23 protein-coding genes are annotated in these 23,126 nt (G+C 43.6%); 20 read left to right on the plus strand and 3 right to left on the minus strand.

Annotation, left to right across the window (positions count from 1 at the left end; genetic code table 11):
* The first annotated feature begins 108 nt into the window (after positions 1-108).
* The 11 genes from eno to HB679_RS08210 all read left to right on the plus strand — a co-directional run bounded on the left by eno (position 109) and on the right by HB679_RS08210 (position 11,773).
* Positions 109-1,404, plus strand: coding sequence for a phosphopyruvate hydratase (gene eno, locus HB679_RS08160; protein WP_214071473.1), 1,296 nt, complete (start codon positions 109-111; stop codon positions 1,402-1,404).
* Positions 1,405-1,870: 466 nt separating this feature from the next.
* Positions 1,871-3,184, plus strand: coding sequence for a DEAD/DEAH box helicase (locus HB679_RS08165; protein WP_214071474.1), 1,314 nt, complete (start codon positions 1,871-1,873; stop codon positions 3,182-3,184).
* A 131-nt stretch (positions 3,185-3,315) separates the two neighbouring features.
* Positions 3,316-3,612: a septum formation initiator family protein gene (locus HB679_RS08170; protein WP_214071475.1), complete on the plus strand. Its 297-nt coding sequence runs from the start codon at positions 3,316-3,318 to the stop codon at positions 3,610-3,612.
* Positions 3,613-3,758: 146 nt separating this feature from the next.
* Positions 3,759-4,460: a DUF3291 domain-containing protein gene (locus HB679_RS08175; protein ID WP_214071476.1), complete on the plus strand. Its 702-nt coding sequence runs from the start codon at positions 3,759-3,761 to the stop codon at positions 4,458-4,460.
* Between the two features lie 42 nt (positions 4,461-4,502).
* Positions 4,503-5,210 (plus strand): ATP-binding cassette domain-containing protein, encoded by a 708-nt coding sequence (locus tag HB679_RS08180; RefSeq protein ID WP_214071477.1) that lies wholly within the window; start codon positions 4,503-4,505, stop codon positions 5,208-5,210.
* A gap of 153 nt (positions 5,211-5,363) precedes the next feature.
* Positions 5,364-5,879 carry an outer membrane beta-barrel protein gene (locus HB679_RS08185; protein ID WP_214071478.1) on the plus strand — a complete coding sequence of 172 codons (516 nt, stop codon included), beginning with the start codon at positions 5,364-5,366 and terminating at the stop codon, positions 5,877-5,879.
* A gap of 116 nt (positions 5,880-5,995) precedes the next feature.
* Positions 5,996-8,392 (plus strand): gliding motility-associated ABC transporter substrate-binding protein GldG, encoded by a 2,397-nt coding sequence (gldG, locus tag HB679_RS08190; RefSeq protein ID WP_214071479.1) that lies wholly within the window; start codon positions 5,996-5,998, stop codon positions 8,390-8,392.
* A 37-nt stretch (positions 8,393-8,429) separates the two neighbouring features.
* Positions 8,430-9,554 carry a DNA polymerase III subunit beta gene (gene dnaN / locus HB679_RS08195; RefSeq protein ID WP_214071480.1) on the plus strand — a complete coding sequence of 375 codons (1,125 nt, stop codon included), beginning with the start codon at positions 8,430-8,432 and terminating at the stop codon, positions 9,552-9,554.
* 120 nt (positions 9,555-9,674) lie between these two features.
* Positions 9,675-10,358 (plus strand): DUF4397 domain-containing protein, encoded by a 684-nt coding sequence (locus tag HB679_RS08200; protein WP_214071481.1) that lies wholly within the window; start codon positions 9,675-9,677, stop codon positions 10,356-10,358.
* 8 nt (positions 10,359-10,366) lie between these two features.
* A complete protein-coding gene (locus HB679_RS08205; RefSeq protein WP_214071482.1) occupies positions 10,367-11,080 on the plus strand; it encodes a DUF4397 domain-containing protein in 714 nt (237 codons plus the stop codon).
* 45 nt (positions 11,081-11,125) lie between these two features.
* Positions 11,126-11,773, plus strand: coding sequence for a VTT domain-containing protein (locus tag HB679_RS08210; RefSeq protein ID WP_214071483.1), 648 nt, complete (start codon positions 11,126-11,128; stop codon positions 11,771-11,773).
* A gap of 45 nt (positions 11,774-11,818) precedes the next feature.
* Here the strand turns inward: HB679_RS08210 and HB679_RS08215 are convergent, their stop codons facing one another.
* The 3 genes from HB679_RS08215 to HB679_RS08225 are packed head-to-tail and all read right to left on the minus strand — an operon-like array spanning position 11,819 to position 14,762.
* A complete protein-coding gene (locus HB679_RS08215) occupies positions 11,819-12,796 on the minus strand; it encodes a zinc dependent phospholipase C family protein (protein ID WP_214071484.1) in 978 nt (325 codons plus the stop codon).
* Positions 12,797-12,836: 40 nt separating this feature from the next.
* Positions 12,837-14,438 (minus strand): hypothetical protein, encoded by a 1,602-nt coding sequence (locus HB679_RS08220; protein ID WP_214071485.1) that lies wholly within the window; start codon positions 14,436-14,438, stop codon positions 12,837-12,839.
* Positions 14,439-14,762 (minus strand): phosphoribosylpyrophosphate synthetase, encoded by a 324-nt coding sequence (locus HB679_RS08225; RefSeq protein ID WP_214071486.1) that lies wholly within the window; start codon positions 14,760-14,762, stop codon positions 14,439-14,441.
* Between the two features lie 238 nt (positions 14,763-15,000).
* Here HB679_RS08225 and rpsT point away from each other — a divergent pair, with 238 nt between their 5' ends.
* The 9 genes from rpsT to HB679_RS08270 all read left to right on the plus strand — a co-directional run bounded on the left by rpsT (position 15,001) and on the right by HB679_RS08270 (position 23,081).
* Entirely contained in the window at positions 15,001-15,255 is a 255-nt protein-coding gene (gene rpsT, locus HB679_RS08230; RefSeq protein ID WP_214071487.1) for a 30S ribosomal protein S20, read from the plus strand.
* Positions 15,256-15,624: 369 nt separating this feature from the next.
* Complete coding sequence (gene radC / locus HB679_RS08235; protein WP_214071488.1) at positions 15,625-16,323, plus strand: DNA repair protein RadC; 699 nt, start codon at positions 15,625-15,627, stop codon at positions 16,321-16,323.
* A 25-nt stretch (positions 16,324-16,348) separates the two neighbouring features.
* Positions 16,349-16,792 carry a hypothetical protein gene (locus tag HB679_RS08240; protein ID WP_214071489.1) on the plus strand — a complete coding sequence of 148 codons (444 nt, stop codon included), beginning with the start codon at positions 16,349-16,351 and terminating at the stop codon, positions 16,790-16,792.
* A gap of 62 nt (positions 16,793-16,854) precedes the next feature.
* The gene (locus HB679_RS08245) at positions 16,855-17,073 is read left to right on the plus strand and encodes a hypothetical protein (RefSeq protein WP_214071490.1); all 219 of its coding nucleotides are present in this window, start codon (positions 16,855-16,857) and stop codon (positions 17,071-17,073) included.
* A gap of 420 nt (positions 17,074-17,493) precedes the next feature.
* Positions 17,494-19,893, plus strand: a complete 2,400-nt coding sequence (gene pheT / locus HB679_RS08250) for a phenylalanine--tRNA ligase subunit beta (protein WP_214071491.1) — start codon at positions 17,494-17,496, stop codon at positions 19,891-19,893.
* A gap of 74 nt (positions 19,894-19,967) precedes the next feature.
* Positions 19,968-20,255, plus strand: a complete 288-nt coding sequence (locus HB679_RS08255) for a hypothetical protein (RefSeq protein ID WP_214071492.1) — start codon at positions 19,968-19,970, stop codon at positions 20,253-20,255.
* A 22-nt stretch (positions 20,256-20,277) separates the two neighbouring features.
* Positions 20,278-20,571: a cell division protein ZapA gene (locus HB679_RS08260; RefSeq protein ID WP_214071493.1), complete on the plus strand. Its 294-nt coding sequence runs from the start codon at positions 20,278-20,280 to the stop codon at positions 20,569-20,571.
* A gap of 322 nt (positions 20,572-20,893) precedes the next feature.
* Positions 20,894-22,459, plus strand: a complete 1,566-nt coding sequence (gene rny, locus HB679_RS08265) for a ribonuclease Y (protein ID WP_214071494.1) — start codon at positions 20,894-20,896, stop codon at positions 22,457-22,459.
* Between the two features lie 115 nt (positions 22,460-22,574).
* Positions 22,575-23,081, plus strand: a complete 507-nt coding sequence (locus HB679_RS08270) for an Mpo1-like protein (RefSeq protein WP_255547561.1) — start codon at positions 22,575-22,577, stop codon at positions 23,079-23,081.
* The last annotated feature ends 45 nt before the right edge of the window (positions 23,082-23,126 follow it).

Below are 23,126 nucleotides of genomic sequence, written 5' to 3' on the forward strand. Positions count from 1 at the left end.
ATTAAACAATTTTGCAGCTTATTTATTTGAAATTGTATCTTTGAAAAACTAAATGTTTCTGGTGTACTATCTACACTAAGATCTTAACTGAATAAATAAGCAAGAAAAATGAGTTTAATAATTGACGTTCACGCCCGCCAGATCCTTGACTCGCGCGGAAACCCTACTATCGAGGTAGATGTATTAACCGAAAATGGCTTTTTAGGCCGTGCCGCTGTACCATCAGGTGCATCAACGGGTATACATGAGGCTGTTGAGCTGCGTGACAATGATAAGTCTGTTTACATGGGTAAAGGTGTTTTAAAAGCCGTTGAAAATGTAAATGACATTATCGCTAAAGAACTGCAAGGTGTTGACGTGTTTGATCAAAACAGCATAGACAAGATCATGATTGATCTTGACGGCACCCCAAACAAAGGCAAATTAGGCGCTAACGCAATTTTAGGTGTTTCTTTAGCTGCTGCAAAAGCTGCTGCGCAAGAAAGCCGCCAGCCTTTATACCGCTACATTGGTGGTGTTAACGCTAATACATTACCTATACCAATGATGAACATTGTTAACGGTGGTTCACACTCTGACGCGCCTATAGCGTTCCAGGAGTTTATGATCATGCCGGTTGGGGCTTCGTCTTTCTCTGAAGCTTTACGTTGGGGTACCGAGGTTTTCCATAACCTGAAAAAGATTTTACATGACCGCGGTCTTTCAACTGCAGTAGGCGACGAAGGTGGTTTTGCACCAACTTTTGAAGGTACTGAAGATGGTGTTGAAACCATTTTAAAAGCTATCGAAAAAGCAGGTTACAAACCAGGTGTTGACATTTGCCTAGCATTTGATTGCGCTGCTTCTGAGTTTTACAAAGACGGCAAATACGACTATACTAAATTTGAAGGCGAAAAAGGTGCCATCCGCAACAGCGAAGAGCAGGCAGATTACCTGGCTTCATTAGCCGCTAAATACCCAATCATCTCTATCGAAGACGGTATGGCTGAGGATGATTGGGCCGGCTGGAAAATCCTGACTGACAAAATTGGCGATAAAGTTCAATTAGTGGGTGACGATTTGTTTGTAACCAACGTATTGCGTTTACAAAGAGGTATTGACGAGAAGACTGCAAACTCTATCCTGGTAAAAGTTAACCAGATTGGTTCATTAACCGAAACCATCAATGCGGTTAGCCTGGCACAAACCAGCAGCTATACTTCAGTAATGAGCCACCGTAGCGGCGAGACTGAGGATGCTACCATTGCTGATTTAGCCGTTGCTTTAAATTGTGGTCAAATCAAAACCGGTTCGGCTTCACGTTCAGACAGGATAGCAAAATACAATCAGTTGTTACGTATCGAAGAAGAACTGGGCGAGAACGCTAAGTTTATCGGTAAGAACTTTAAATACTACAACAAATAATATTCCAGGAGACGCAAAATATTGCGTCTCTACATTGATATTGAAAAGGCTCCGGGTTCGGGGCCTTTTTTTGTTTGACATTTAACCAAATATCCCTCTTTCCCGCTTGCGGAAGAGAGGGTGGTCGAGCGAAGCAAAGACCGGGTGTCCCCCCGCGTTAAGGATTACAGCGGATACCGGCCCGTGACTAAGGCCCTGCGCAGTATGATCCGCCTAAAGGCGGACTGACCCGAAGGGAACGCCCAAATAGTTATCAAAGATTATTTCATCATTTATATCTTAAAATAAAATGTCCCTACCTAAATTATTCATTATCAACTTATTGCTTATCAAAGACATTGCTAACTAATAAAAGCGTATCTTTGCGCAAATAAATTAATACCCGTTAGCTTTACGGCTTTGATCACCGACAAACTCTTCAGATCCGCTATGCAATCGCGTTAGCACAAAATATAAAAGACAATACATGTTATTTCAAGATTTAAATTTAATTGATCCAATTCTCAGGGCTTTAAAAACTGAGGGATATACTACCCCAACACCTATACAAGAACAAGCAATACCTATTGTGTTGCAACGCCGCGACCTGTTAGGCTGCGCGCAAACAGGCACCGGTAAAACGGCTGCTTTCTCTATACCTATTTTGCAATTGCTTTACCAGGACAAACTGCAACACAAAGAGCAGAAAACCATTAAGGCCCTTATACTAACCCCAACCCGCGAGCTGGCTATCCAGATCAACGAAAGTTTGGCAGCTTATGGCCGTCATACCGGTTTGAAGCATTTGGTAGTTTTCGGCGGTGTATCTCAAAACCCACAGGTTGATGCCTTGCGTCGTGGTGTGGATATTTTGGTGGCAACACCGGGCCGTTTGCTGGATTTGATGAACCAACGCTTCATCAACCTCGAGCATATCAAAATGCTGGTATTAGACGAAGCCGATCGTATGCTGGACATGGGTTTTGTAAACGATGTGAAGAAAGTAATTGCCAAAGTACCTGCAAAAAGACAGACGTTGTTTTTCTCGGCCACTATGCCAAAAGAGATCCAGCATTTAGCAGATAGTATTTTAACCAATCCTGAAAGAATTGAGGTTACGCCTGTATCATCAACAGCCGATACCATACAGCAAGAACTTTACTACGTAGAAAAGAATGACAAGCGCGCCTTGTTAGAACATATTTTAAAAGATAAAGGCATTAAAACTGCGCTGGTTTTTACCCGCACCAAACATGGCGCAGACAAGGTGGTTAAAGATCTGCACCGCTTAAAGATCACTGCCGAGGCCATTCACGGTAATAAATCGCAAAATGCAAGACAACGTGCATTGACCAATTTCAAGAACCGCGATACCCGTGTGTTAATAGCTACGGACATTGCAGCGCGTGGTATTGATATCGACGAGTTGACACACGTAATTAACTACGAAATACCAAACGTACCCGAAACTTATGTACACCGTATAGGTCGTACAGGCAGGGCAGGAGCCAATGGCATTGCTTATTCGTTTTGCGATGCAGAGGAACTGGAATTTATAAGAGACATTCACAAGCTGATTGGCAAACAGATCCCGGTTAATGAGGAACATCCGTATGTAATGAATCCGCTGACGGTAAGCCCATCTGCTGCTGCGAAGCCTAAAGGTAAAGGTGGCGGCCAAAAGCGCGGCCGTGGTTTTGGCCGTAGCGATCGCCCGTCGGGTGATAAACGTCAAGGCGGCGGTGGCCGTTCAGAAAATAGCAACCTAAGCGGCGGAAAGCCGGGTGGTAACAGAAGGTAGTGATAAAAGGTAGAGACGCAATATTTTGCGTCTCTTTTTGTTTTACCGTTGTATTGTTAATAAGTTAATAAGCATATTTGCACCGGTTAAACTTTTTTAATAATTTTAAATAAAATTATCGCGCCACGTTTATGCAACGACTGATAGATCTTTTTAAAAACAAATTTTTCCTGGTTACGGTGGCATTCGTGGTATGGATGGTTTTTTTCGATAAGAATGATCTGTTGTCGCAATACCAGTATCACCAGGAAGTTAGCAAACTGAAAACTGAGCGCGATTTCTACAAAGCCCAAAGCGAAAAAGTAACTAAAGATCTGGACGAGCTAAACTCGGATCCGGCCAAACTCGAAAAATTTGCCCGCGAAAAATATCTTATGCACAAAGACAATGAAGATGTTTTTGTGATTGTGAAGGATAAGAAAGATTAAACTTTCATGATGTCATGCCGAACTTGTTTCGGCATCCCACATGCTAGGCGAGGCGGACTGCCGCCGGAGATCCTGAAACAAGTTCAGGATGATCCGTGTAAATCAAATAAAGCAAGTTATAATTTACTAAGTTTGCTTCTTCGTCCATGATCGCAAGCCTTACCATCATCCGTTACAAAAAACGTTTTATACCCTTTGCCTTGATGGCAATGGCTGCGCACCGCATTCCGATAGCGCTGCAAAAAGGCTGTACCTTCTGGAGGTTATTGGGTAGCGGCCGCGACGGCGGCTTTAGCATGAAGCCCGATTGGCAACGATGGGGGCTGTTTGCTGTATGGAACAGTGAAAGCGATTTTAATAGCTTCAACAACAATTCATTCATTTCCAAATGGTGGAATGCGCTTGCCTATGAAAAATGGACGTTATTATTACAACCGAACCAAAGTCATGGCAAATGGGGCGGTGTCGATCCTTTTAATGATATCGAACCTGTTAAAAATATCGAGGGGCCTGTTGCAGTACTTACCCGTGCACGGATAAGATTGGGCAAATTTAAAGCATTCTGGTCGTCGGTTGAAGCGGTGAATGATGATCTTAATATAGCGCCGGGCCGGCTAACATCTATCCCTATAGGCGAAACGTACCACCGGGTTGCTACATTTTCTGTATGGGATAATGCAGACAACATGAAAGCATTTGCCTATAAACCCGGAAATCATGCCGACGTGATCAAACGCGCCCGGGAGGAGAATTGGTTAGGCGAAGAAATGTTTACCCGCTTCACAATTATATCAAGTCAGGGTACATTAAATGGCCAGGATCCTTTACAGGGTGTGGGTCTGAATTAAGATTTGAGCAATAATTTCGGCCCAAATTTCTACATTTACACCATGAGTATCCGTGTTGAAGGTTTAACAAAAATTTATGGCGAGCAAAAGGCGGTCGACAGTATCAGCTTTGAGGCTAAGCCCGGCGTGCTGGGCTTTTTGGGGCCTAATGGAGCCGGTAAATCAACCACCATGAAGATATTGACCTGCTTTATACCGCAAACTGCGGGTAAGGCAGAAGTATGTGGGTTCGACGTAACTACGCAACCCATTGAAGTTAAGCGCAGCATTGGTTACCTGCCCGAAAGTAATGCGCTTTACGGCGAGATGTACGTCAAAGAATCGATGGGTTTTATCGCCGATATCCATCAACTTAACGATCCTGGTAAACGCATAGCCGATGTTATAGAAATGACCGGCCTTGGTCCGGAACAACATAAAAAAATCGGTCAACTGTCTAAAGGCTATCGCCAGCGTGTTGGCCTGGCGCAGGCTATTTTACATGATCCGCAGGTTCTTATTTTGGACGAGCCTACCTCAGGTCTTGATCCAAATCAGCTCATCAGCATCCGCCAGCTAATACTTAATCTCGGTAAAACCAAAACTGTGGTGCTGTCAACCCACATTATGCAGGAGGTTGAAGCCGTATGCGATCATGTGATCATCGTCAATAAAGGTAAAATTGTTGCCGATGATACATTAGCTAATCTCAAAGGCAAAAATACAACCACATCGCTTGAGGATATCTTTGTTAAGCTTACCAATCTTTAATAAACTATAACATGCAGACTTTGCCAGTCGATTTTCCGTCTTGCAAAAAATGGTATTACGCCATTCTTTGCTCATAATATTTTTTATATTATTGAGTTTATTGCGTAGAAAACCCTTTTTTTATTTTAACCGCAATTATAAACCCCTACTATCATGAGAAAAATTTTATTAACCCTTATTTTAATTGGCAGCATAACAACTGCATTTGCCCAAAAAGCCGACCCGGAAAAGTTTAGTATTGGCCTTGAAGGCGGCATACCTTTGGCTTCGGCGCGTGCTTATTCAACTTTTACGGTTGGTGGTTCGTTGAAGTATAACTTTACTATTAATGACAAAGTTTCGCTTACTGCCTCTGCCGGTTATATTTATTTCCCTTACCGTGCCGATGCTACCATTCCTTTCGTGGGCTACGGCACCACCAACAAAGGCGAGGGTTACATCCCTTTAAAAGGTGGTGTTAAATACTTTATTAGCGATGTGTTTTATGCTGAAGGACAGGCAGGCGCAGCCATATCAACCGCTACCGGGGGCGGTACGGCGTTTGCTTATTCGCCGGGTGTTGGTTACCGCTTTGATACCCATGCCGATATCGGTATCAGGTTTGAAAGCTGGTTGCAAAACAACAGTACCATTAACCAGGTAGCGCTGCGTTTAGCTTATAGTTTTTAAACTAAACGCTAACCATATCAAAAAGGCTTTTGCGATGCAAAGGCCTTTTGTTTTTTTAATACTGCCGATATGCCGATAGCAAATATTGTTGTAATTTCGGCGTTCAAGGTTTTAAGGTGTATAGCATACTCAAAAAAGAAATAACAACCTACCTCAGCTCGCTGGTGGCTTATGTTACCATCGGCGTTTTCCTTTTGGTGCTGGGGCTGTTTTTGTGGGTTTTCCCCGATTCATCAATTCTCGATTACGGCTACGCTGGATTAGACAGCCTGTTTAGCACTGCGCCATACCTGTTCATGTTCCTGATTCCGGCCATTACCATGCGGTCGCTGGCCGAGGAGCGTAAGGAAGGTACCTTCGAATTATTGATTACCCGGCCGCTTACCGATCTGCAAATTGTATTAGGCAAATACTTCGCGGCAGTAATATTGGTGCTGTTTGCGCTGGTTCCTACCCTAATTTATTACTACTCGGTTTACGTACTGGGTACGCCCCAAGGCAATATAGATAGCGGGGCGGTAATAGGCTCGTACATTGGTTTGTTTTTATTGGGTGCCGCTTTCGCGGCGATAGGCCTTTTCGCCTCGGCTATTACCAAAAATCAAATCATTGCATTCACCGTATCAGTATTTATCTGTTTCTTTTTTTACAGCGGATTTGATTCATTGAGCGGGCTGCTTTCTCTGCAATCAACCGGAATACAAGGCCTGGGTATTAATGATCATTATCAATCCATTAGTCGTGGGGTATTAGATACCCGCGATCTGGGCTACTTCGTCGTATTAACTGCCTTGTTTATTTGGCTTACTGTTTTCGTACTGTTTAAGCAACAACAAAAAACTGTCGGCAAAAAAAGCTTAACCGGCTTAGCGGCCATCATCGCGATAGCTATATTAAGCACCCTTGGTTTCACCCGTTTTGATTTTACTAAAGAGGGCCGCTATACCATCTCAACCATGAGTCGTGGTATTTTAGATAGCCTGCAGCAGCCGGTAAAAGTTACTGTTTATTTACAGGGCGATTTAACCGGTGGTATGAAACGTCTGCAACGCGCCGGCAACGATATGCTGAGCGACCTGCAAGCTTACAGTCATCGCAAACTGCAGTTTGAATTTGTAGACCCATTGAAAGGTTTGGCAAGCGATCAACAAAATCAAGCAATTCAAGATTTGCAGTCGCGCGGCATTGAGCCTACTGCCTTAAGCGTGAAGACCGACGATGGTGTTACGCAAAAAACGATATTCCCGGGCGCTATGGTGTCTGCTAATGGCAAAGATATCCCGGTTAAATTGCTGTATCAGCAAAGCTTGATGGGTTTATCTGCCGATGAAGTGCTGAATAATTCTATCCAAAACCTGGAGTATGCATTCATATCAGCCATAAAAAAAGCTACCAAAGGCGGCAAGCCCGAAATTGGCTTTACCACCGGGCATGATGAGCTGAATGATGTGCAATTGAACGATGCGATGAAGTCGCTTTCGGATGGATTTTTGGTTGGTCGTGTCGACCTGAAAACTATCCCGTTTGATAGCTTGCAAAAGATCCGCCTGATGGTGGTGCCTAAACCCGAAAAGCCATTTACCGAAGCCGAGAAGTTTAAGCTGGATCAATACCTGATGCGCGGCGGCAAAATAGTATGGACGATAGACCAGGTAAGCGCCGAGCTGGATAGCCTGCGCGGTCACGGTGGCGAGCAATTGGCTTTCCCGAAACAACTTAATTTGGACGATCAGTTATTTGTGTACGGCGTACGCATTAATTATGATCTGATAGCCGATATCAGTTCCGCGCAAATACCTATCAGTACGGGTAATGTTGGCGGGCAGGCTCAGATCCAGATGGTGCCATGGCTGTTTTATCCGATATTTATCCCTTACTCAAAACACCCTATTGTTAAAAACCTGGATGGTATTTACAGTGAGTTCCCCAGTACCATTGATGTGCTAGACATTCGCGACGTGAGCAAGACCGTATTATTGAACTCATCGCCCTATAATAAAAACCTGAAAGCGCCTCATTTGCTGTCGTTACAAGCCATTGAGCAGGAGCCAGATCCCAAAGCTTTTCAAAGCGTGCCAAAAGTTACCGGGGTTTTGCTGGAAGGTAAGTTTCAGTCCGACTTTAAGAATCGTCCCGAGCCGGAAGGCGTAGGGGAGATTATCGCGCAAAAATCAGAGAGTGTGCAAACCAAACAGATCGTCATTAGTGATGGCGATGTATTTAAAAATGAGGTAGCTGCCGATGGCTCGCCGTTCCCGCTGGGGTATGATCGGTATACCCGCCAGAACTTCGGTAACAAAAATTTATTGCTCAACATTGCCGACTATATGACTGACGACTCGGGCCTGATAACTTTACGTAATAAAGAAATTAAATTGCGGCTGTTAAACCGCGCCCGGGTGCGTAACGAAAAATTATTCTGGCAAATTGTAAATACAACTATGCCCTTGTTTTTAGTGTTAATATTTGCTATTTTTCAACATTATATCCGCAGGCGAAAGTATGCTCATTAAATTTTATACTTTTGACTAATTAACATTTAATTTATATATGAGATTCATAGTTTCCACATCGACATTACTAAAGCAACTACAGTCTGTGAGCGGTGCACTAAGCAGCAGTACCGTATTGCCTATACTGGAGAACTTTTTGTTTGAGATAAAGGATGGAAACTTAACCATTTCTGCTACCGACCTGCAAACCAGCATGACTACCTCGCTTACTGTGGAGTCGAAAGAAAACGGCAGAATTGCAATTCCATCGCGCATCTTGTTAGATACTTTAAAATCATTGCCTGAGCAGCCGGTTGCTTTCTCTGTTGATGATGCTACGTTTGCTATCGAGATTAACGCCGGCGACGGAAAGTATAAATTAAGCGGCGAGAACGGTGAGGACTTCCCTAAAATTCCGGTGGTTGAGAATGCATCGTCTGTTAACCTGCCAGCTTCAGTTTTAGCCGAGGCGATTAACAAAACCATTTTCGCGGTAAGTAATGACGAACTGCGCCCGGCCATGACAGGTGTTTACTGCCAGTTATCAAGCCAGTACTTAACTTTCGTTGCTACCGACGCGCATAAATTGGTACGCTATCGCCGTTTAGATGCTAAAGCAGAGTCTACCACTTCGTTCATCCTGCCAAAGAAAGCTTTAACACTGTTAAAGTCGGCTTTGCCAAGCGATGACGTGAATGTATCTGTTGAATACAACAGTACCAGCGCTTTCTTTAAATTTAACAACATTAACCTGGTGTGCCGCCTGATAGACGAGCGCTACCCGGATTACGAAGCGGTTATCCCGTTGAATAACCCTAATAAATTAAGTATCGATCGTGTGGCTTTCTTAGGCTCATTAAGCCGTGTAGCTATTTACGCTAACAAAACCACGCATCAGGTGCGTTTAAAGATCACCGGCAGCGAGCTGCACATCTCGTCAGAAGATATTGACTTTGCTAACGAGGCTCATGAGCGTTTAGGCTGCCAGTATGAAGGCGAGGACATGGAAATTGGCTTTAACGCCCGTTTTCTGATAGAAATGCTAAAAAACCTGAGCGGCGAAGAAGTGACTTTGGAAATGTCGACCCCTAACCGTGCCGGTTTGTTGCTACCACAGGGCGGTGATGAAAACGAAGATGTACTAATGCTGGTGATGCCGGTTATGCTGAATAGCTACGCATAAATATCGCTTTAAAAGAAATTAAAATATAAAAACCATAGTCCGGGTCTTAAAAACCGGACTTTTTTATTGACCATGATAACAAAAGCTGTAATTATGCAGTTATATAGCATCTGGTGATTTATGAATAACAGAATAATAATATTAGTAGTGTTTGCGGCGATGATCGGCGTCTTCTACTCTTGTAAGAAAGATGGTGAGCAGCTTGCACCTGTTACTAACAACCTCATAACCGTGGTAAACGCAAGTAGCGATACACTGAACATTTACGAAAACGGTACCCGTATAAACAGCGGTTCAAACCTGGTGCCGTTTGGTCAATATCAAAATCTGGAAATTACCGCGGGTGCTCAGCGTTACCAATTTAAAAAGGCAGGCAATGTAAACACTTTGATTGATTTGCCGCTTAGCCTTAATGACTCAAGCTTTTATAGCTTGTTTGTGGCTGGCGAATCGGCCGATAACGTATTTCTATTACAAGACGTACTTTTCGTTGACACCGCGAAAGGCGCAAGCAATACCTTTATACGATATGTAAATGCCTCGCCTGACGCGGGGGATATTGATTTTACCATCAGTACCTATCCAATATTTAAAAGCTGCGCATTTAAATCGGCTACCTCGTTTGTTGAAGTACCCGCCGGTGCGGTTTTTTATTCGATGACAAGGCAGGGAGAATCTGCACCATTTGCATCTGGCAATATAACGCTCTCTGCCGGTGTGTCATACACCCTGTTTTCAAAAGGATTGATCAAAGGCACGGGTGCCAATGCGCTGGGGGCGCGGATATTACCAACCGTACATTAACTATGACAATGACCGCCAAAATTAAACCCATATTTTTTGTGTTCCTGTTTTGTACAGGGGTTATAATAGTGCCTTTTATTGCATCGTGCGGCAAGGGTGCTAATGTGGCGCCTACTACCTCCGGAATTCAGTTCCAGGTGGTTAACGTAAGCCCCGATTTGCAACCTATTTATTTATATGTTGGGCTTGTTAAACAAAATCTGACCGCTTATTCATATTCTTATCCTTCGGGATATTTTTCATTAAGTAGAGTTGATCCGCCTATACAGATTAAATCTTTTAACCCGTTAATAGCTGTTGATCCTTTGATAACGATCAATGCAGAACTGAAACGGAATTATAAATACACACTATTTGTCAGTGGTTTCCGCGCCGATAACAGCGTTGCCGGGATATTTGTCACAGATACAGCGGCTCCACCAACTGCGGGCCGCGGTAAACTAAGGTTTGTTAATGCATCGCCAGACTCTAACTCTTTTGATGTTTTTGCCAATGGTACATTGGCATTTCAAAAACAGCGATACAAAAGTGTTACTTCATTTATACAGGTGCCACCGGGTAATTACGACTTTAAAATAATACCAAACGGCCAAACCTCGGTTATATCTGATTTCCCGAACGTAACTATTGCCGACGGCAAAGTATATACGCTTTATTGCCGCGGGCTGGCCGGTGGGGCCGATTCGGTGAAATTTGGAACCGGTATAATTAATAACCGCTAAGCTTTACCGGGATATATTTATATTTTTGCGCCAAAATCAATCATATTGGAACTGATAAAATCCGTAATCGACTTTATATTACACATAGATAAGCACCTGGTGCTCATTACCAGTCAATACCAGGGCTGGACCTACCTTATACTTTTTGCCATCATTTTTGCCGAAACCGGTTTTGTGGTAACCCCATTTTTACCCGGCGACTCATTATTGTTTGCGGCCGGTGCCTTGATTGCCGGCGGTAACTCAGGCTTGGAGATTTACCTGCTTACCTTTATTTTAATTGTAGCAGCCTTTACGGGCAACACGCTTAATTATATGCTCGGGAAATTCCTGGGGCCGAAGGTGTTTAAGGAAAAAAACAAAATACTTAAGTTGGATTATTACCTGGAAACCAAAGCTTTCTTTGACAAACATGGTGGTAAGGCTGTAATAATTAGCCGTTTTATGCCTATCATTCGCACCATTGCGCCGTTTGTGGCCGGGGTGGGGCGTATGCCATTGGTGCGCTACAGTTTGTATAATATTATAGGTGGCTCGGCATGGATTTTCTTGTTCTTGTTTGCCGGATATATGCTGGGTAACGTGCCTTTCTTTAAAGCACATTTCTCGCTGATTGGGATCGCTATCATTTTGGTATCAGTTATTCCGGCGATTATAGCAGCGGTAAAAGGTGGAAAAAGAAAAACTACGTAGAGACGCAATATTTTGCGTCTCCTGCTAATCTTGCGTCCCCTATAATTACTCCTCTTCCTTTTGAATCTCAAAAGGGCCAATCTTACCCGAGCGGAAAATCATTTCCTCCTGTTGGATTTTTTGTAGCTGAGATCGCATTAACGGCCGTTTAATCAACTTATTCAAATCCGGCTGCCCGGCGTCTACCCAGGCCGAGTACCAGAAACTACCTACCGACAAAATTGCCGAGCGCATGCGCCTTTGCACCATGCCATGCAGTAAGTGCTGGTAATCGCGACTGTACGCTACGGAATAATCCTTAACCGCTCTCTTACCGTGCATGACCATCATATATTTTTTACTATCGGGGTAGGATTTGCTTAAAGTCTTTTCAATTCGTAAAACTGAATCGACCTCGCTAAAAGACGTTTGGCAGATCTTGAACGCTTCTTTAAGCGGATTTTCAATATAGCGTGCTTTACCTGCATAGCAGTTATAGTTAGCGGCGAAAAGTTCGGGCAGGCGGCTTTCCCATAGTGCGTGCAGGCCGGTTTGCCCGGTTAATTGTCCATTGTAGTTTTGGGTGAGATGTAAAGGTACGTGTGCATCGGCTACATAATGCCCAAGGTTTGATGAGGCGATAAGAATATCCGTGGTGTCATGCCCTTTAAAGGCATTAACCAGTTTATAATAGTTGTATTGGATGGTCCAGGGCACGGTGCCGTACTTTTTCAACGTATCCTCCGAATATTTTACTACCGCGTCATCCCATCGCTCCGGAATAAAACGAAATGGCTGCTTGCCGTAATGATCGGCGTTTAAATAATGGCGGGGCGCCTCCAGCGAGTCTACATAGCGCCGTTTGTCGGCGCTGATGGCATGCTGGGTAATGAAATCGATGTTGGCCCTATAAAAACCCGTCATGGCTTTAGGCAGCGTAAAAACAGCCAATCGGTTAATGCGGTAATGCGCAAAAAATCCCCAGGAAGAGCAAAGTAAAACCAGAACAGTTGCTGTAAGATATATCGAAAGACACCTCTTCATAGATCCGGGTTTATTTATTGGCTATACTTACCTTATAAATTTACAAATCATATTTATTACGCAACGTAATACTGATATTATTGGCCTCATCAATCACACTATCCGGGTACCCCAAAGCTTTTAAAACCGCTATGCCATTACGGTTTTTAAGCAGCCCTTCTTTAAGCTTATAATCAAAGATCAACCGGTCATCGCCAATCAGCTCCTCAAAAGAAAATACTTTGTAGTCCTGTCCCAGTAAGCCGGCAAGTTCTAAATCATGGGTAGATACAAACACAAAACTTTGATTGGCTATCAAGTAACTCAGTACGGCTTTTGCCGCTGCAATTCTTTCTATGGTATTTGTCCCTCTAAAAATCTCATCAATAATTACCAGGCTATTAACTGGCTTGCTGTTTGCCACACTATCCATCATGTTTTTTACCGATATAGCTTCTACCTGGAAATAGCTTCTGCTTTCGTCAAGCTCGTCATTGATATCAATACTGGTCAATATATTTAAAGGCGGCGCGCTGTAACTTGTAGCGAAACTGGTATTAATAGTTTGCGACAGTAAAGCATTGATAGCTACCGACCGTATAAAAGTTGTTTTGCCCGACATGTTTGAGCCGGTAATTAAAACGCCTTGTTTGTTGTCAATCGTAATAGAGTTGACTACACAATTTTCAATTAATGGGTGATAAAGATCCTTGATGGTAATATTTTCATCGGCAGGCAAAAATTGCGGCAGGCAATAATGCGTTACTCCGTCTCGTACAGATTGAATGGCTATAGCCATATCAACTTTAGCTGTGGCTTCATACAGCGCTTTTATATCGTCCAGGTATTTATTAACCCGGCTTATAGAGTATACAAATACCAAAGGTTCAATAGCCAGGAACATTTTAAACCACTCAGATACCATAAAGGTCAGGTTCGTCGGGTCGGCATTCATGGCATTTTCAACGTTGATGAACCCCAGCGATTTTTTCAACTTGGCTACATTGGCTAAACTTTCATCAATATCGTCTTGTACTAATTTGTTGTCGTTAAGCCACTCTGATGTGTTATACAATATCAAAAGTTGCGGTAACAAATGCGTATAGGCCAATACCTTAAACTTATTAAAGTAATGCATCCCTACGTTGATCACCACTAAAATTAGCGCTGCCGCAAAGGCAAACTGGTTTAATTTGATAAATAAGCTGATGATCAATAACCCGGTTAACCAGGGTGCGGTACATATATAGGCTGTTGCCAGCCGTCCAAAAATGGGGTGTTGCTGTTTATTGAATAAAGTGGGCAGATTGTAAGCGTCCCTGTCGCTTAAGTTCGACAGTTTGAGTTGTGCGCGGTCTCTTAGATCCCGATCCTTATTAACTATCGCGATATGATCCTCGAGCTTTTTAAAGTAAGCCTCAGAAATTTCAGGCTGATGCAGTTTTTGATAAAGATACTGCTGCCCGGGTTTAGACGACGTGCGATCGAAATAGGCAAATATACCGTCAACATCGAGATCGTTGGCGGTACTTTCTGCTATAGCACTTTGGCCCCGGATATTTAAATAACCGGCAATTAAATTAAAGTTTCGGTTGATGTATTTAGGCTTGCCCCATTGTTCCCTTATTTTGGCCAGTTTTTTCTTTTCAGACTTAGAGCTCATTTATTGCTGCGCCTGCTGGTACTTATAGTGCAAAGCCTTTAGCGTTTCTTCGGCTTGTTCATCGTCGGCCGTGGCGCCGTAGCCGGTTACTAAAATTCCTTTTAAGCCCGATTTTGAAGTTAAAGCATAAGCTGTTGCTTCATCGGCCGGGTCAGACGCACCTTCATAGCGGTACAGATCGACGATCTCAAACTCATCTGCCGGATATACAGCACCATCAGCTTTAAAATGATCGTTTTCTAAGCTAAGGTCAAGCGTAAAGCCCTGGGCTTTGAGTTGTTCTACAGCTTCGCTAATGGTGGCGTAATGGAATTTTTGTTTCATATTGGTAATTTTGGTAGATGTAGGGTAAATTTAGGAAAATAACTTACAAAAGCATTGTTGTTTTGTCATTGCGAGCGTAGCGTGGCAATCGCGAATATTGCATCCTTGCGATTGCTTCGTCGTTCCTCCTCGCAATGACAAAAAAGATAATAAAAAATATTTTAAAAAGACATTTGACATTATAATAAAAGTCCCTATATTTGCAGTCCTTAAATAACGAATAGAATAACAAGCTAAAATGGCAAATCATAAATCATCAATAAAAAGGATCAGAGCTAACGCTGCGAAGCGTTTACGTAACCGTTACCAAGCTAAAACTACCAGAAACGCTATCAAGAAATTGAGAACAACTACCAGCAAGGCTGACGCTGCTCCTCTTTTGTCTAAAGTGATCTCTATGCTTGACCGTTTGGCTAAGAAAAACGTTATCCACAAAAACAAAGCTTCAAACAATAAATCGAAGCTTACTAAATTTGTAAACACTTTAAGCTAATAGCTTAATTACAGATATTTTTAATTGCGAAAAGGCGATAAGTTGATACTTATCGCCTTTTTTATTTGCACGCGGGGGGACTCACCCCGACATCACTTCGTTCGTCGACCCTCTCTTCACCTTTGGCGGAAAGAGGGTTAACTTATCATTTGTAATTGCGCGGCCGGAATGACGAAGCAACCGCACGCGTTTAAGCTTTTCTCCTTGCGATTGCCACGCTACGCTCGCAATGACAAATTTCTTTTACCCTCTTTCCCGCTTGCGGAAGAGAGGGTGGTCGAGCGAAGCAAAGACCGGGTGAGTCCTTCGGCGACAGTTTACGCTAACTATCCTCATTTTAATTTTCCAAAAATTCCCTAACTTCCCCTCGTGGAAAACTACGAGAACAAGATCAGTATCAAGGCCTGGGCCGAAGAAGACCGGCCGCGCGAGAAGCTAAGCACGCAGGGCCGCCGCGCTTTGACGGATGCAGAACTGATTGCCATATTGATTGGGTCGGGTAGTCGCACCGAGTCGGCGGTTGAGCTGAGCAAGCGTATTTTGCACCATTACGGTAATGACCTGAATAATTTGGGTAGAGCTTCCGTAGCTGAACTGTCGAAATTTAAAGGCATCGGCGAAGCAAAAGCCATTTCTATTATTGCCGCGCTGGAAGTTGGTCGACGTAGAAACGATACCGAAAGTAAGGTGCCCGAATCCGTTACCGGCAGTAAAGATGCTTACAAAATCCTGCGTCCATTTATGATGGATCTGAACCATGAGGAGTTCTGGATCTTGCTATTGAATCAGGGAGGCAAGGTGATCGCCAAAGAACTCATCAGCAAAGGTGGCTTAACCGGCACCGTGGCCGATCCGAAGATTATTTTCCATATCGCTTTGCAGCATAATGCCGTGTCGGTGGTGATGGCACATAATCATCCTTCAGGAAATTTAAAACCAAGTCAGTTGGATATCGACCTCACTAAGAAAATAGCCAATGCTGGCAAACTGCTTGACATTAATGTGTTGGATCATTTGATAGTGACCAATGATGGGTTTTATAGCTTTGCAGATGAGGGGGTGATTTAGATTTAGAATTGTTATCTAATATTTGATGTTAAAGCTATATACAAGTTATTTAATTGTGGGGGCACTTGTATTCAGTTTACTGATTGTTGTATTAGCCTCAAATGCAGCTGAAGATGCCGATTTTGATTGGTTACATCTATCGCTGATTTCAGCATTGATTATTTTTACCACAGCGTCAGTAATCGCTCTCTATAAGCCTAGAATTGCGTCAATTTTGGGCTTAACAATGCTGGTTGGGATGGTCCCGTTTTTTTGGAATGTTTTAAAAGGTACAGGAGAGACGATTTACACCGCGCTTTGCGTAATCTCGCTGATGGCTTATATAATTGCGTTAGTAATTTCAATCGTGGTCATTCTTAAAAAAGAAAGCGGGAATGCTTCCAAGGGCAACAACTTTTTAAGAATTAGTCTTACTATTTTTCCGTGGCTACCAATAGTTTGGTATGCACTTTATATATTGTGTCGTTGATAAATAGCAGATACCGTAAACATACCCTAAATTTGACAGTTCAATAAATAAAACCCACTACCATGATAACTCCAAACGATAAATTACCATTAGACGATGCTGAAAGCGAAGATGATGAGCAATTAAGCCAGCAGGATATCCATTCTAACGGACTGGATGATGAATTAGATGACGATGCCGCTATTGACGAGTCGGACGCATTGGCCCGCGCTTATGAAGCGTCAGAATCATCTTACGAGCTGGACCTGGGCGAAGATGATGACGATCTGAACGAAGATTAAGCATTATCAAAAACAGAGTGAAACAAAATCTGACTTATAAGTTAGGATTGGTGTTTCATTCTGTTTCACTGTATTTTTGCAAGTGTTTTATTTTTAAATACTTAGCTAAAAATAGTGTTTCACTTGTTTCATTTGTTGTACACTCACGTGAAACAAAACACGCCTGATAATAAGGAGGCACCTACGGAGCCTCTACTCATTTATACATTAGCTACAAACAGGAGGTTCCTACGGAACCGATCGATGCTACCTTAACTTGGAAACTCCGTAGGAGTTGCCTGTTTATAGCCAAACATACGTCGAATAATGGCTCCGTAGGCGCCTCCTTAAACCGTATGATAAACCAACGACAACCTTTCACCTTTTACCTTTCGCCTTTCGCCTCCAAATCCTATCTTTGCCGATTATCGCATCATCGTAATGAAGATATCATATAACTGGCTCAAAGAATTCGTTAAAACAGATAAAACTCCGCAAGAGATCTCGACCATATTAACCGGCACCGGTTTAGAGGTAGAGAGTGTGGATAAAGTACAAGCCATCCCCGGCGGACTGGAAGGTTTGGTAATAGGTTACGTCAAAGAAACCGCCCAGCACCCCAATGCCGACCGCCTTAAAGTTACTAAGGTTGACGTAGGTGGCACAGAGGATCTGCAAATTGTATGCGGTGCGGCTAACGTAGCTGCCGGACAAAAGGTGGTTGTGGCTACCGTAGGTACAACCGTGTATCCGGTAACCGGCGAACCCTTCCTGATCAAAGAGTCAAAGATCCGCGGCGAGGTATCGCAAGGTATGATCTGCGCCGAGGACGAGATAGGTTTGGGTACAGACCATGCCGGTATTATGGTTTTGGCAGCCGATGCCAAAGTAGGCACACCGGCAAAAGACTATTTCAACGTCGCTGACGATTACATGTACGAGATAGGGCTAACCCCCAATCGCGCCGACGCAGTATCGCACCTGGGCACCGCCCGTGATATTGCTGCCTTCCTGAAGATTGGTATTACCAAGCCCGATATAGCCGCATTTAAGATTGACAACACCAGCCGCCCGATAGAGGTAGTGGTAGAGAACCCAGCTGCGGCACCGCGCTATGCCGGCTTAACTATATCGGGTATCGAAGTTAAAGAGTCGCCGCAATGGTTAAAGGAGCGTTTGGCTGTTATAGGCGTGCGTTCCATCAACAACGTGGTTGATGCTACCAACTATGTGTTGCATGACTTGGGCCAGCCCCTACACGCTTTCGACGCCGATGCCATTAAGGGCAACAGGGTAGTGGTGAAGAACTGCGCGGAAGGCACACTGTTCAAAACCCTTGACGATGTAGAGCGAAAGCTCTCTGCCGACGACCTGATGATCTGCGACGCCGAAGGGCCGATGTGTATTGCCGGTGTGTTTGGTGGTGCTGAATCGGGCGTTAAACCTACAACTACGGCTATCTTTCTGGAGAGCGCTTACTTTAACGCGGTTTCCGTACGTAAGACCGCTAAAAGACATGGACTGAAGACTGATGCCTCGTTCCGCTTTGAGCGTGGTACCGACCCGGATATGGTAATCTTTGCCCTGAAACGCGCGGCCTTGCTCATCAAGGAGATAGCCGGTGGAGAGATCTCATCAAACATCATCGACCTGTATCCAAACCCCGTTTCGCCGTTTGATGTTGATCTGAGCTATTCAACGGTTCACCGTCTGATAGGCCAGGTTATCCCTCACGAAGAGATCAAGAACATCATCACTGCGCTGGATATCCATATCGTCAGTGAATCTGCCGAAGGCTTGATACTTAAAGTGCCGCCATACCGTGTGGACGTTACCCGCGATGTGGACGTGATTGAAGACATCCTGCGCATCTATGGCTATAACAACATTTATATCCCGACGCAAGTACGCGCGTCGTTAAGTGCATCACCGCGCCCGGAGAAGGACACCGTACAAAACCTACTGAGCGACCTGCTTACCGCCAATGGTTTCAACGAGATTATGTCGAACTCGCTCACTAAGTCGGCTTATTCATCAGATCTGGAAACGGCGGTTAAGATATTGAACCCGCTAAGCTCCGATTTAGATGTGATGCGTCAGACCATGTTGTATTCGGGTCTGGAGGCAATTGCCTATAACGCCAACCGCCAGAACGGTGACATCAAGTTCTATGAGTTTGGTAAGGTTTACAGTGTCAAGGAAGATAAGTACAACGAGAGCCAGCGCTTTGCTATCTTTATCAGTGGTGCTACCAGCGCTGCGCAGTGGAATCAAAAGCCGGCATCAGCCACGTTCTATAACTTGAAAGCCATTGTCGATGGTATCCTGCAAAAGCTAAACATCAATGATGTAGTAACCGAAGAGGCTACCTGTAGTAAATTGGCGTATGGGTTGAACTACACCAAAAACAACAAAGTATTAGTGAAGTTTGGGTTAGTTGCTAAAGATGCTTTGAAAAAGGCAGATGTAAGCCAAGAGGTATTCTATGCCGACTTTAGTTTCGACCAGATCATGCAGCTGGTTAAGAAGAACAAGATCGTTTACCAGGATATCTCGAAGTTCCCGGCCGTAAAACGCGATTTATCTATGCTGATTGATAAGAACGTAACCTTCGGTCAGCTTAAACAAATAGCGCAACGCACCGAGCGTAAGTTGCTAAAAGACGTGGCGATATTCGATGTTTACCAGGGCGATAAGTTGCCTGAAGGCAAAAAATCGTATGCACTGAGTTTTGTGTTACAAGACGCAGAGAAAACCCTGGCCGATAAAGCCATCGACGCGATAATGCAAAAACTAATTTATAACTTAGAGAAAGAAGCAGGAGCGGAGATACGCAAATAGAGTTTGGTGATTGGAGATCAGTTGATATCCAATATTAAATTATTCGCACATTCGCTCAATCACTCATTATAACAATGTCAACAGCATCACAGCTTAACACAGTAATCGAAAAAACCCAACGCCTGATAGAGCTTTGCGCTGCCTTGCAGGAGGAGAACGATTTGCTGAAGCTGGAGAATGATACCCTGGTTGCTGCGCTAAACGCCAGTAAAAACAAGACCAAAGAGCTCGATGAAAAGATGCGCGCGGTGAAGCTGGCGAAGTCATTTTCTGAAACAAATGAAAAAAGTGTTGACATTAAGCAAAAAATTAACGAATTTGTGCAAGAAATAGATAAGTGCATTGTATTGCTGAAAAAGTAATACAGAAAGTGAACAAGCTCAAATGGGAGAAATCTCAATAAAAATAAATATTGCTGACAGGGTTTACCCATTAAAGGTAAACATGGAGGAAGAGGAAATAATACGCAGGGCGGCAAAACTGATAAACGATCGTATCAAAGAATATCAGGAGAATTATGCCGTTAGAGATAAACAAGATCTGCTGGCCATGAGTGTATTGCATTATGCAACATCATCATTAAAGGCAGAGAAAAAGGTTACTGTCGAGGATTCGGAAGTGGCCGACAAGGTTTATCAGTTAGATCATTTATTATCCGAGTTTTTTTCAAAGTCGTAATAACGTTCTTTAAATATAAGCTGAAAGATGAAAGCGTAAAGCTCAAAGCTGCCAATATACAGGTGCTTTTAGCTTTGGTCTTTTCGCTTAAAGCTTAAAACGAGCCAATTAAGATTTAACCGCGGTTGAATTTTACGTTCACTATTAAAAACTTAACACTTCAATATCTACGGATCAAGGAGGCGTGCGTTACTCATTTTGTTTAACGGTAACCCATGATTCTAAAATATCTGTATCGAAGTTTTTAAAATACATGAAACGTAAAGTTTAGACGCGGTTTTTTTATTATATACCATTACCAAAACAACAAACCAAATATAAAATGAATGCATTCTTATACATTATAATCGGGCTGCTCGCGGGCATTCCCACAGGCATTGTCGTAGGGCGTTTCCTGCTACGCAAGCTGTTTAAAGATCAGGAAGCCAACGCTCAAAACAAAGTAAAAAAGATTCTTAAAGACGCGGAGAACGATGCCGAGATATTAAGAAAAAACAAATTGTTGGAAGCTAAAGAGCGCTTTTTACAAATGAAAGCCGAGCACGAGCAAGAGGTTAATGCCAAAAATAACGATATCAATCAGCGCGAAAACGGTGTTAAACAAAAAGAGCAATCTTTCAATTCTAAATTAGAAAACCTAACCCGCAAGGAAGGTGATTTAGATAAAGTAAAACAAAATCTGGAGCGCCAGACAGAAATTGTTGTAAAGAAACAAGAAGAGGTTGACGCCCTAAAAAATCAACACGTAACTCAGCTGGAAAGCATTGCCGGCTTATCTGCCGAGGACGCCAAAAATCAATTGGTTGAAAACCTGCGTGAGGATGCCCGTGCTAAAGCCATGGCCCAAATCAAGGATATTGTTGACGAGGCTAAGCTAACCGCCACTAAAGAAGCTAAAAAGATAGTTATCCAAACTATCCAACGTACCGCTACAGAGGCCGCTATCGAGAATACGGTATCTATCTTTAATATTGAGAACGACGAGATCAAAGGCCGTATCATCGGTCGCGAGGGACGTAATATCCGCGCGCTGGAAGCTGCTACCGGTATTGAGATCATTGTTGATGATACACCTGAAGCTATTATCCTTTCAGGCTTTGACCCGGTTCGTCGCGAGATAGCCCGTTTGGCTATGCACCGTTTGGTAACAGATGGTCGTATCCACCCTGCTCGTATTGAGGAGGTGGTTGCTAAAACTAAAAAACAAATCGAAGAAGAGATCGTAGAGATCGGTGAACGTACCGTGATAGATTTAGGTATTACCGGTTTGCATCCAGAGTTGATCAGAATGGTTGGCCGTATGCGTTACCGTTCGTCTTACGGACAAAACCTGCTACAACACTCGCGCGAGGTAGCTAACTTTTGCGCCACAATGGCTGCCGAGTTGGGCCTGAATGTAAAACTGGCAAAACGTGCCGGCTTGCTACATGATATTGGTAAAGTGCCTGATGATAACCCGGAATTGCCACACGCAATTTTAGGCATGCAACTGGCCGAAAAATATAAAGAACACCCGGAAGTTTGTAACGCTATTGGCGCTCACCACGATGAGGTAGAGATGACTTCCATGTTGTCACCAATCATCCAGGTGTGCGATGCTATCTCTGGTGCCCGTCCGGGCGCACGCCGCGAGGTGGTTGAAGGCTACATCAAACGTTTGAAAGAGTTGGAGGAACTTGCGCTGTCATACCCTGGTGTCGAGAAAACTTTTGCTATCCAGGCTGGCCGCGAGTTGCGTGTAGTAGTTGAGAGCGAAAAGATAAGTGATGCCGAATCAGAGGTATTGGCTGCCGATATCTCTAACCGTATCCAAACAGAAATGACCTATCCGGGTCAAATCAAAGTTACAGTGATCAGGGAAACCCGTGCGGTGGCGTTTGCTAAGTAAAATACATCCTGAAGTCATGCTGAACTCGTTTCAGCATCCCACTTGCTAAGTAGTAAATTGCTTGTTCTGTGGGATGCCGAAACGAGTTCGGCATGACAGGCTGGTATTAATCGTCATGAAAAAACCAAAAATAGAAAAACGACCTGTTGATCTGGTCATCGAAGAATACGAAAGCTTTCACCAAAAGCCGGCTAACCGGGTGCTTAATTACATCTGCATCCCGTTGATTATGTTTAGCATAGTTGGGTTTGTATGGTCGATACCTTTCCCACAGCTAAAGTTTTTGGGCAGTTATATTGCTTTCCTTAATTGGGGATCCTTCCTGATTGCTTTTTCGGTTTATTACTACATGCGCTTATCGCCAATGTTGTCTTATATTCTATTGTTGATCTTATTTGTGATAGTGTACATCGTTATCCAGCTACAAACTGCCAGTAAGGCCGGCGGATACCTGGTGCCGCAAGTATGCGTGTTTTTATTTGCGATGGCCAATGTTGCGCAATTTATAGGCTACCGTTTGGAAGGTAGAAAGCCGACGTTTAGCAACGAGTTTAAGTTTATGCTGACAGCGCCAATGTGGTTGTTGAGTTTGGTATTGAAGAAGCTTGGGGTGAAATATTAACACCCCTCCTGGCCTCCCCAATGGGGAGGAGTTTGAAGAGCATAA

It is taken from the genome of Mucilaginibacter sp. dw_454, assembly GCF_018449775.1.
Lineage (GTDB): Bacteria > Bacteroidota > Bacteroidia > Sphingobacteriales > Sphingobacteriaceae > Mucilaginibacter.

What these genes read in the sequence shown, in the direction of transcription:
- HB679_RS08170 (WP_214071475.1), top strand. Translation starts at nt 3,316, where the DNA reads ATGCAACGACTGATAGATCTTTTTAAAAACAAATTTTTCCTGGTTACG.
- HB679_RS08255 (WP_214071492.1), top strand. Translation starts at nt 19,968, where the DNA reads ATGTCAACAGCATCACAGCTTAACACAGTAATCGAAAAAACCCAACGC.
- HB679_RS08165 (WP_214071474.1), top strand. Translation starts at nt 1,871, where the DNA reads ATGTTATTTCAAGATTTAAATTTAATTGATCCAATTCTCAGGGCTTTA.
- HB679_RS08270 (WP_255547561.1), top strand. Translation starts at nt 22,575, where the DNA reads ATGAAAAAACCAAAAATAGAAAAACGACCTGTTGATCTGGTCATCGAA.
- rpsT (WP_214071487.1), top strand. Translation starts at nt 15,001, where the DNA reads ATGGCAAATCATAAATCATCAATAAAAAGGATCAGAGCTAACGCTGCG.
- HB679_RS08205 (WP_214071482.1), top strand. Translation starts at nt 10,367, where the DNA reads ATGACCGCCAAAATTAAACCCATATTTTTTGTGTTCCTGTTTTGTACA.
- HB679_RS08260 (WP_214071493.1), top strand. Translation starts at nt 20,278, where the DNA reads ATGGGAGAAATCTCAATAAAAATAAATATTGCTGACAGGGTTTACCCA.
- HB679_RS08245 (WP_214071490.1), top strand. Translation starts at nt 16,855, where the DNA reads ATGATAACTCCAAACGATAAATTACCATTAGACGATGCTGAAAGCGAA.
- HB679_RS08240 (WP_214071489.1), top strand. Translation starts at nt 16,349, where the DNA reads ATGTTAAAGCTATATACAAGTTATTTAATTGTGGGGGCACTTGTATTC.
- HB679_RS08185 (WP_214071478.1), top strand. Translation starts at nt 5,364, where the DNA reads ATGAGAAAAATTTTATTAACCCTTATTTTAATTGGCAGCATAACAACT.
- HB679_RS08215 (WP_214071484.1), bottom strand. Translation starts at nt 12,796, where the DNA reads ATGAAGAGGTGTCTTTCGATATATCTTACAGCAACTGTTCTGGTTTTA.
- HB679_RS08175 (WP_214071476.1), top strand. Translation starts at nt 3,759, where the DNA reads ATGATCGCAAGCCTTACCATCATCCGTTACAAAAAACGTTTTATACCC.
- HB679_RS08180 (WP_214071477.1), top strand. Translation starts at nt 4,503, where the DNA reads ATGAGTATCCGTGTTGAAGGTTTAACAAAAATTTATGGCGAGCAAAAG.
- pheT (WP_214071491.1), top strand. Translation starts at nt 17,494, where the DNA reads ATGAAGATATCATATAACTGGCTCAAAGAATTCGTTAAAACAGATAAA.
- HB679_RS08225 (WP_214071486.1), bottom strand. Translation starts at nt 14,762, where the DNA reads ATGAAACAAAAATTCCATTACGCCACCATTAGCGAAGCTGTAGAACAA.
- HB679_RS08200 (WP_214071481.1), top strand. Translation starts at nt 9,675, where the DNA reads ATGAATAACAGAATAATAATATTAGTAGTGTTTGCGGCGATGATCGGC.
- dnaN (WP_214071480.1), top strand. Translation starts at nt 8,430, where the DNA reads ATGAGATTCATAGTTTCCACATCGACATTACTAAAGCAACTACAGTCT.
- eno (WP_214071473.1), top strand. Translation starts at nt 109, where the DNA reads ATGAGTTTAATAATTGACGTTCACGCCCGCCAGATCCTTGACTCGCGC.
- HB679_RS08220 (WP_214071485.1), bottom strand. Translation starts at nt 14,438, where the DNA reads ATGAGCTCTAAGTCTGAAAAGAAAAAACTGGCCAAAATAAGGGAACAA.
- rny (WP_214071494.1), top strand. Translation starts at nt 20,894, where the DNA reads ATGAATGCATTCTTATACATTATAATCGGGCTGCTCGCGGGCATTCCC.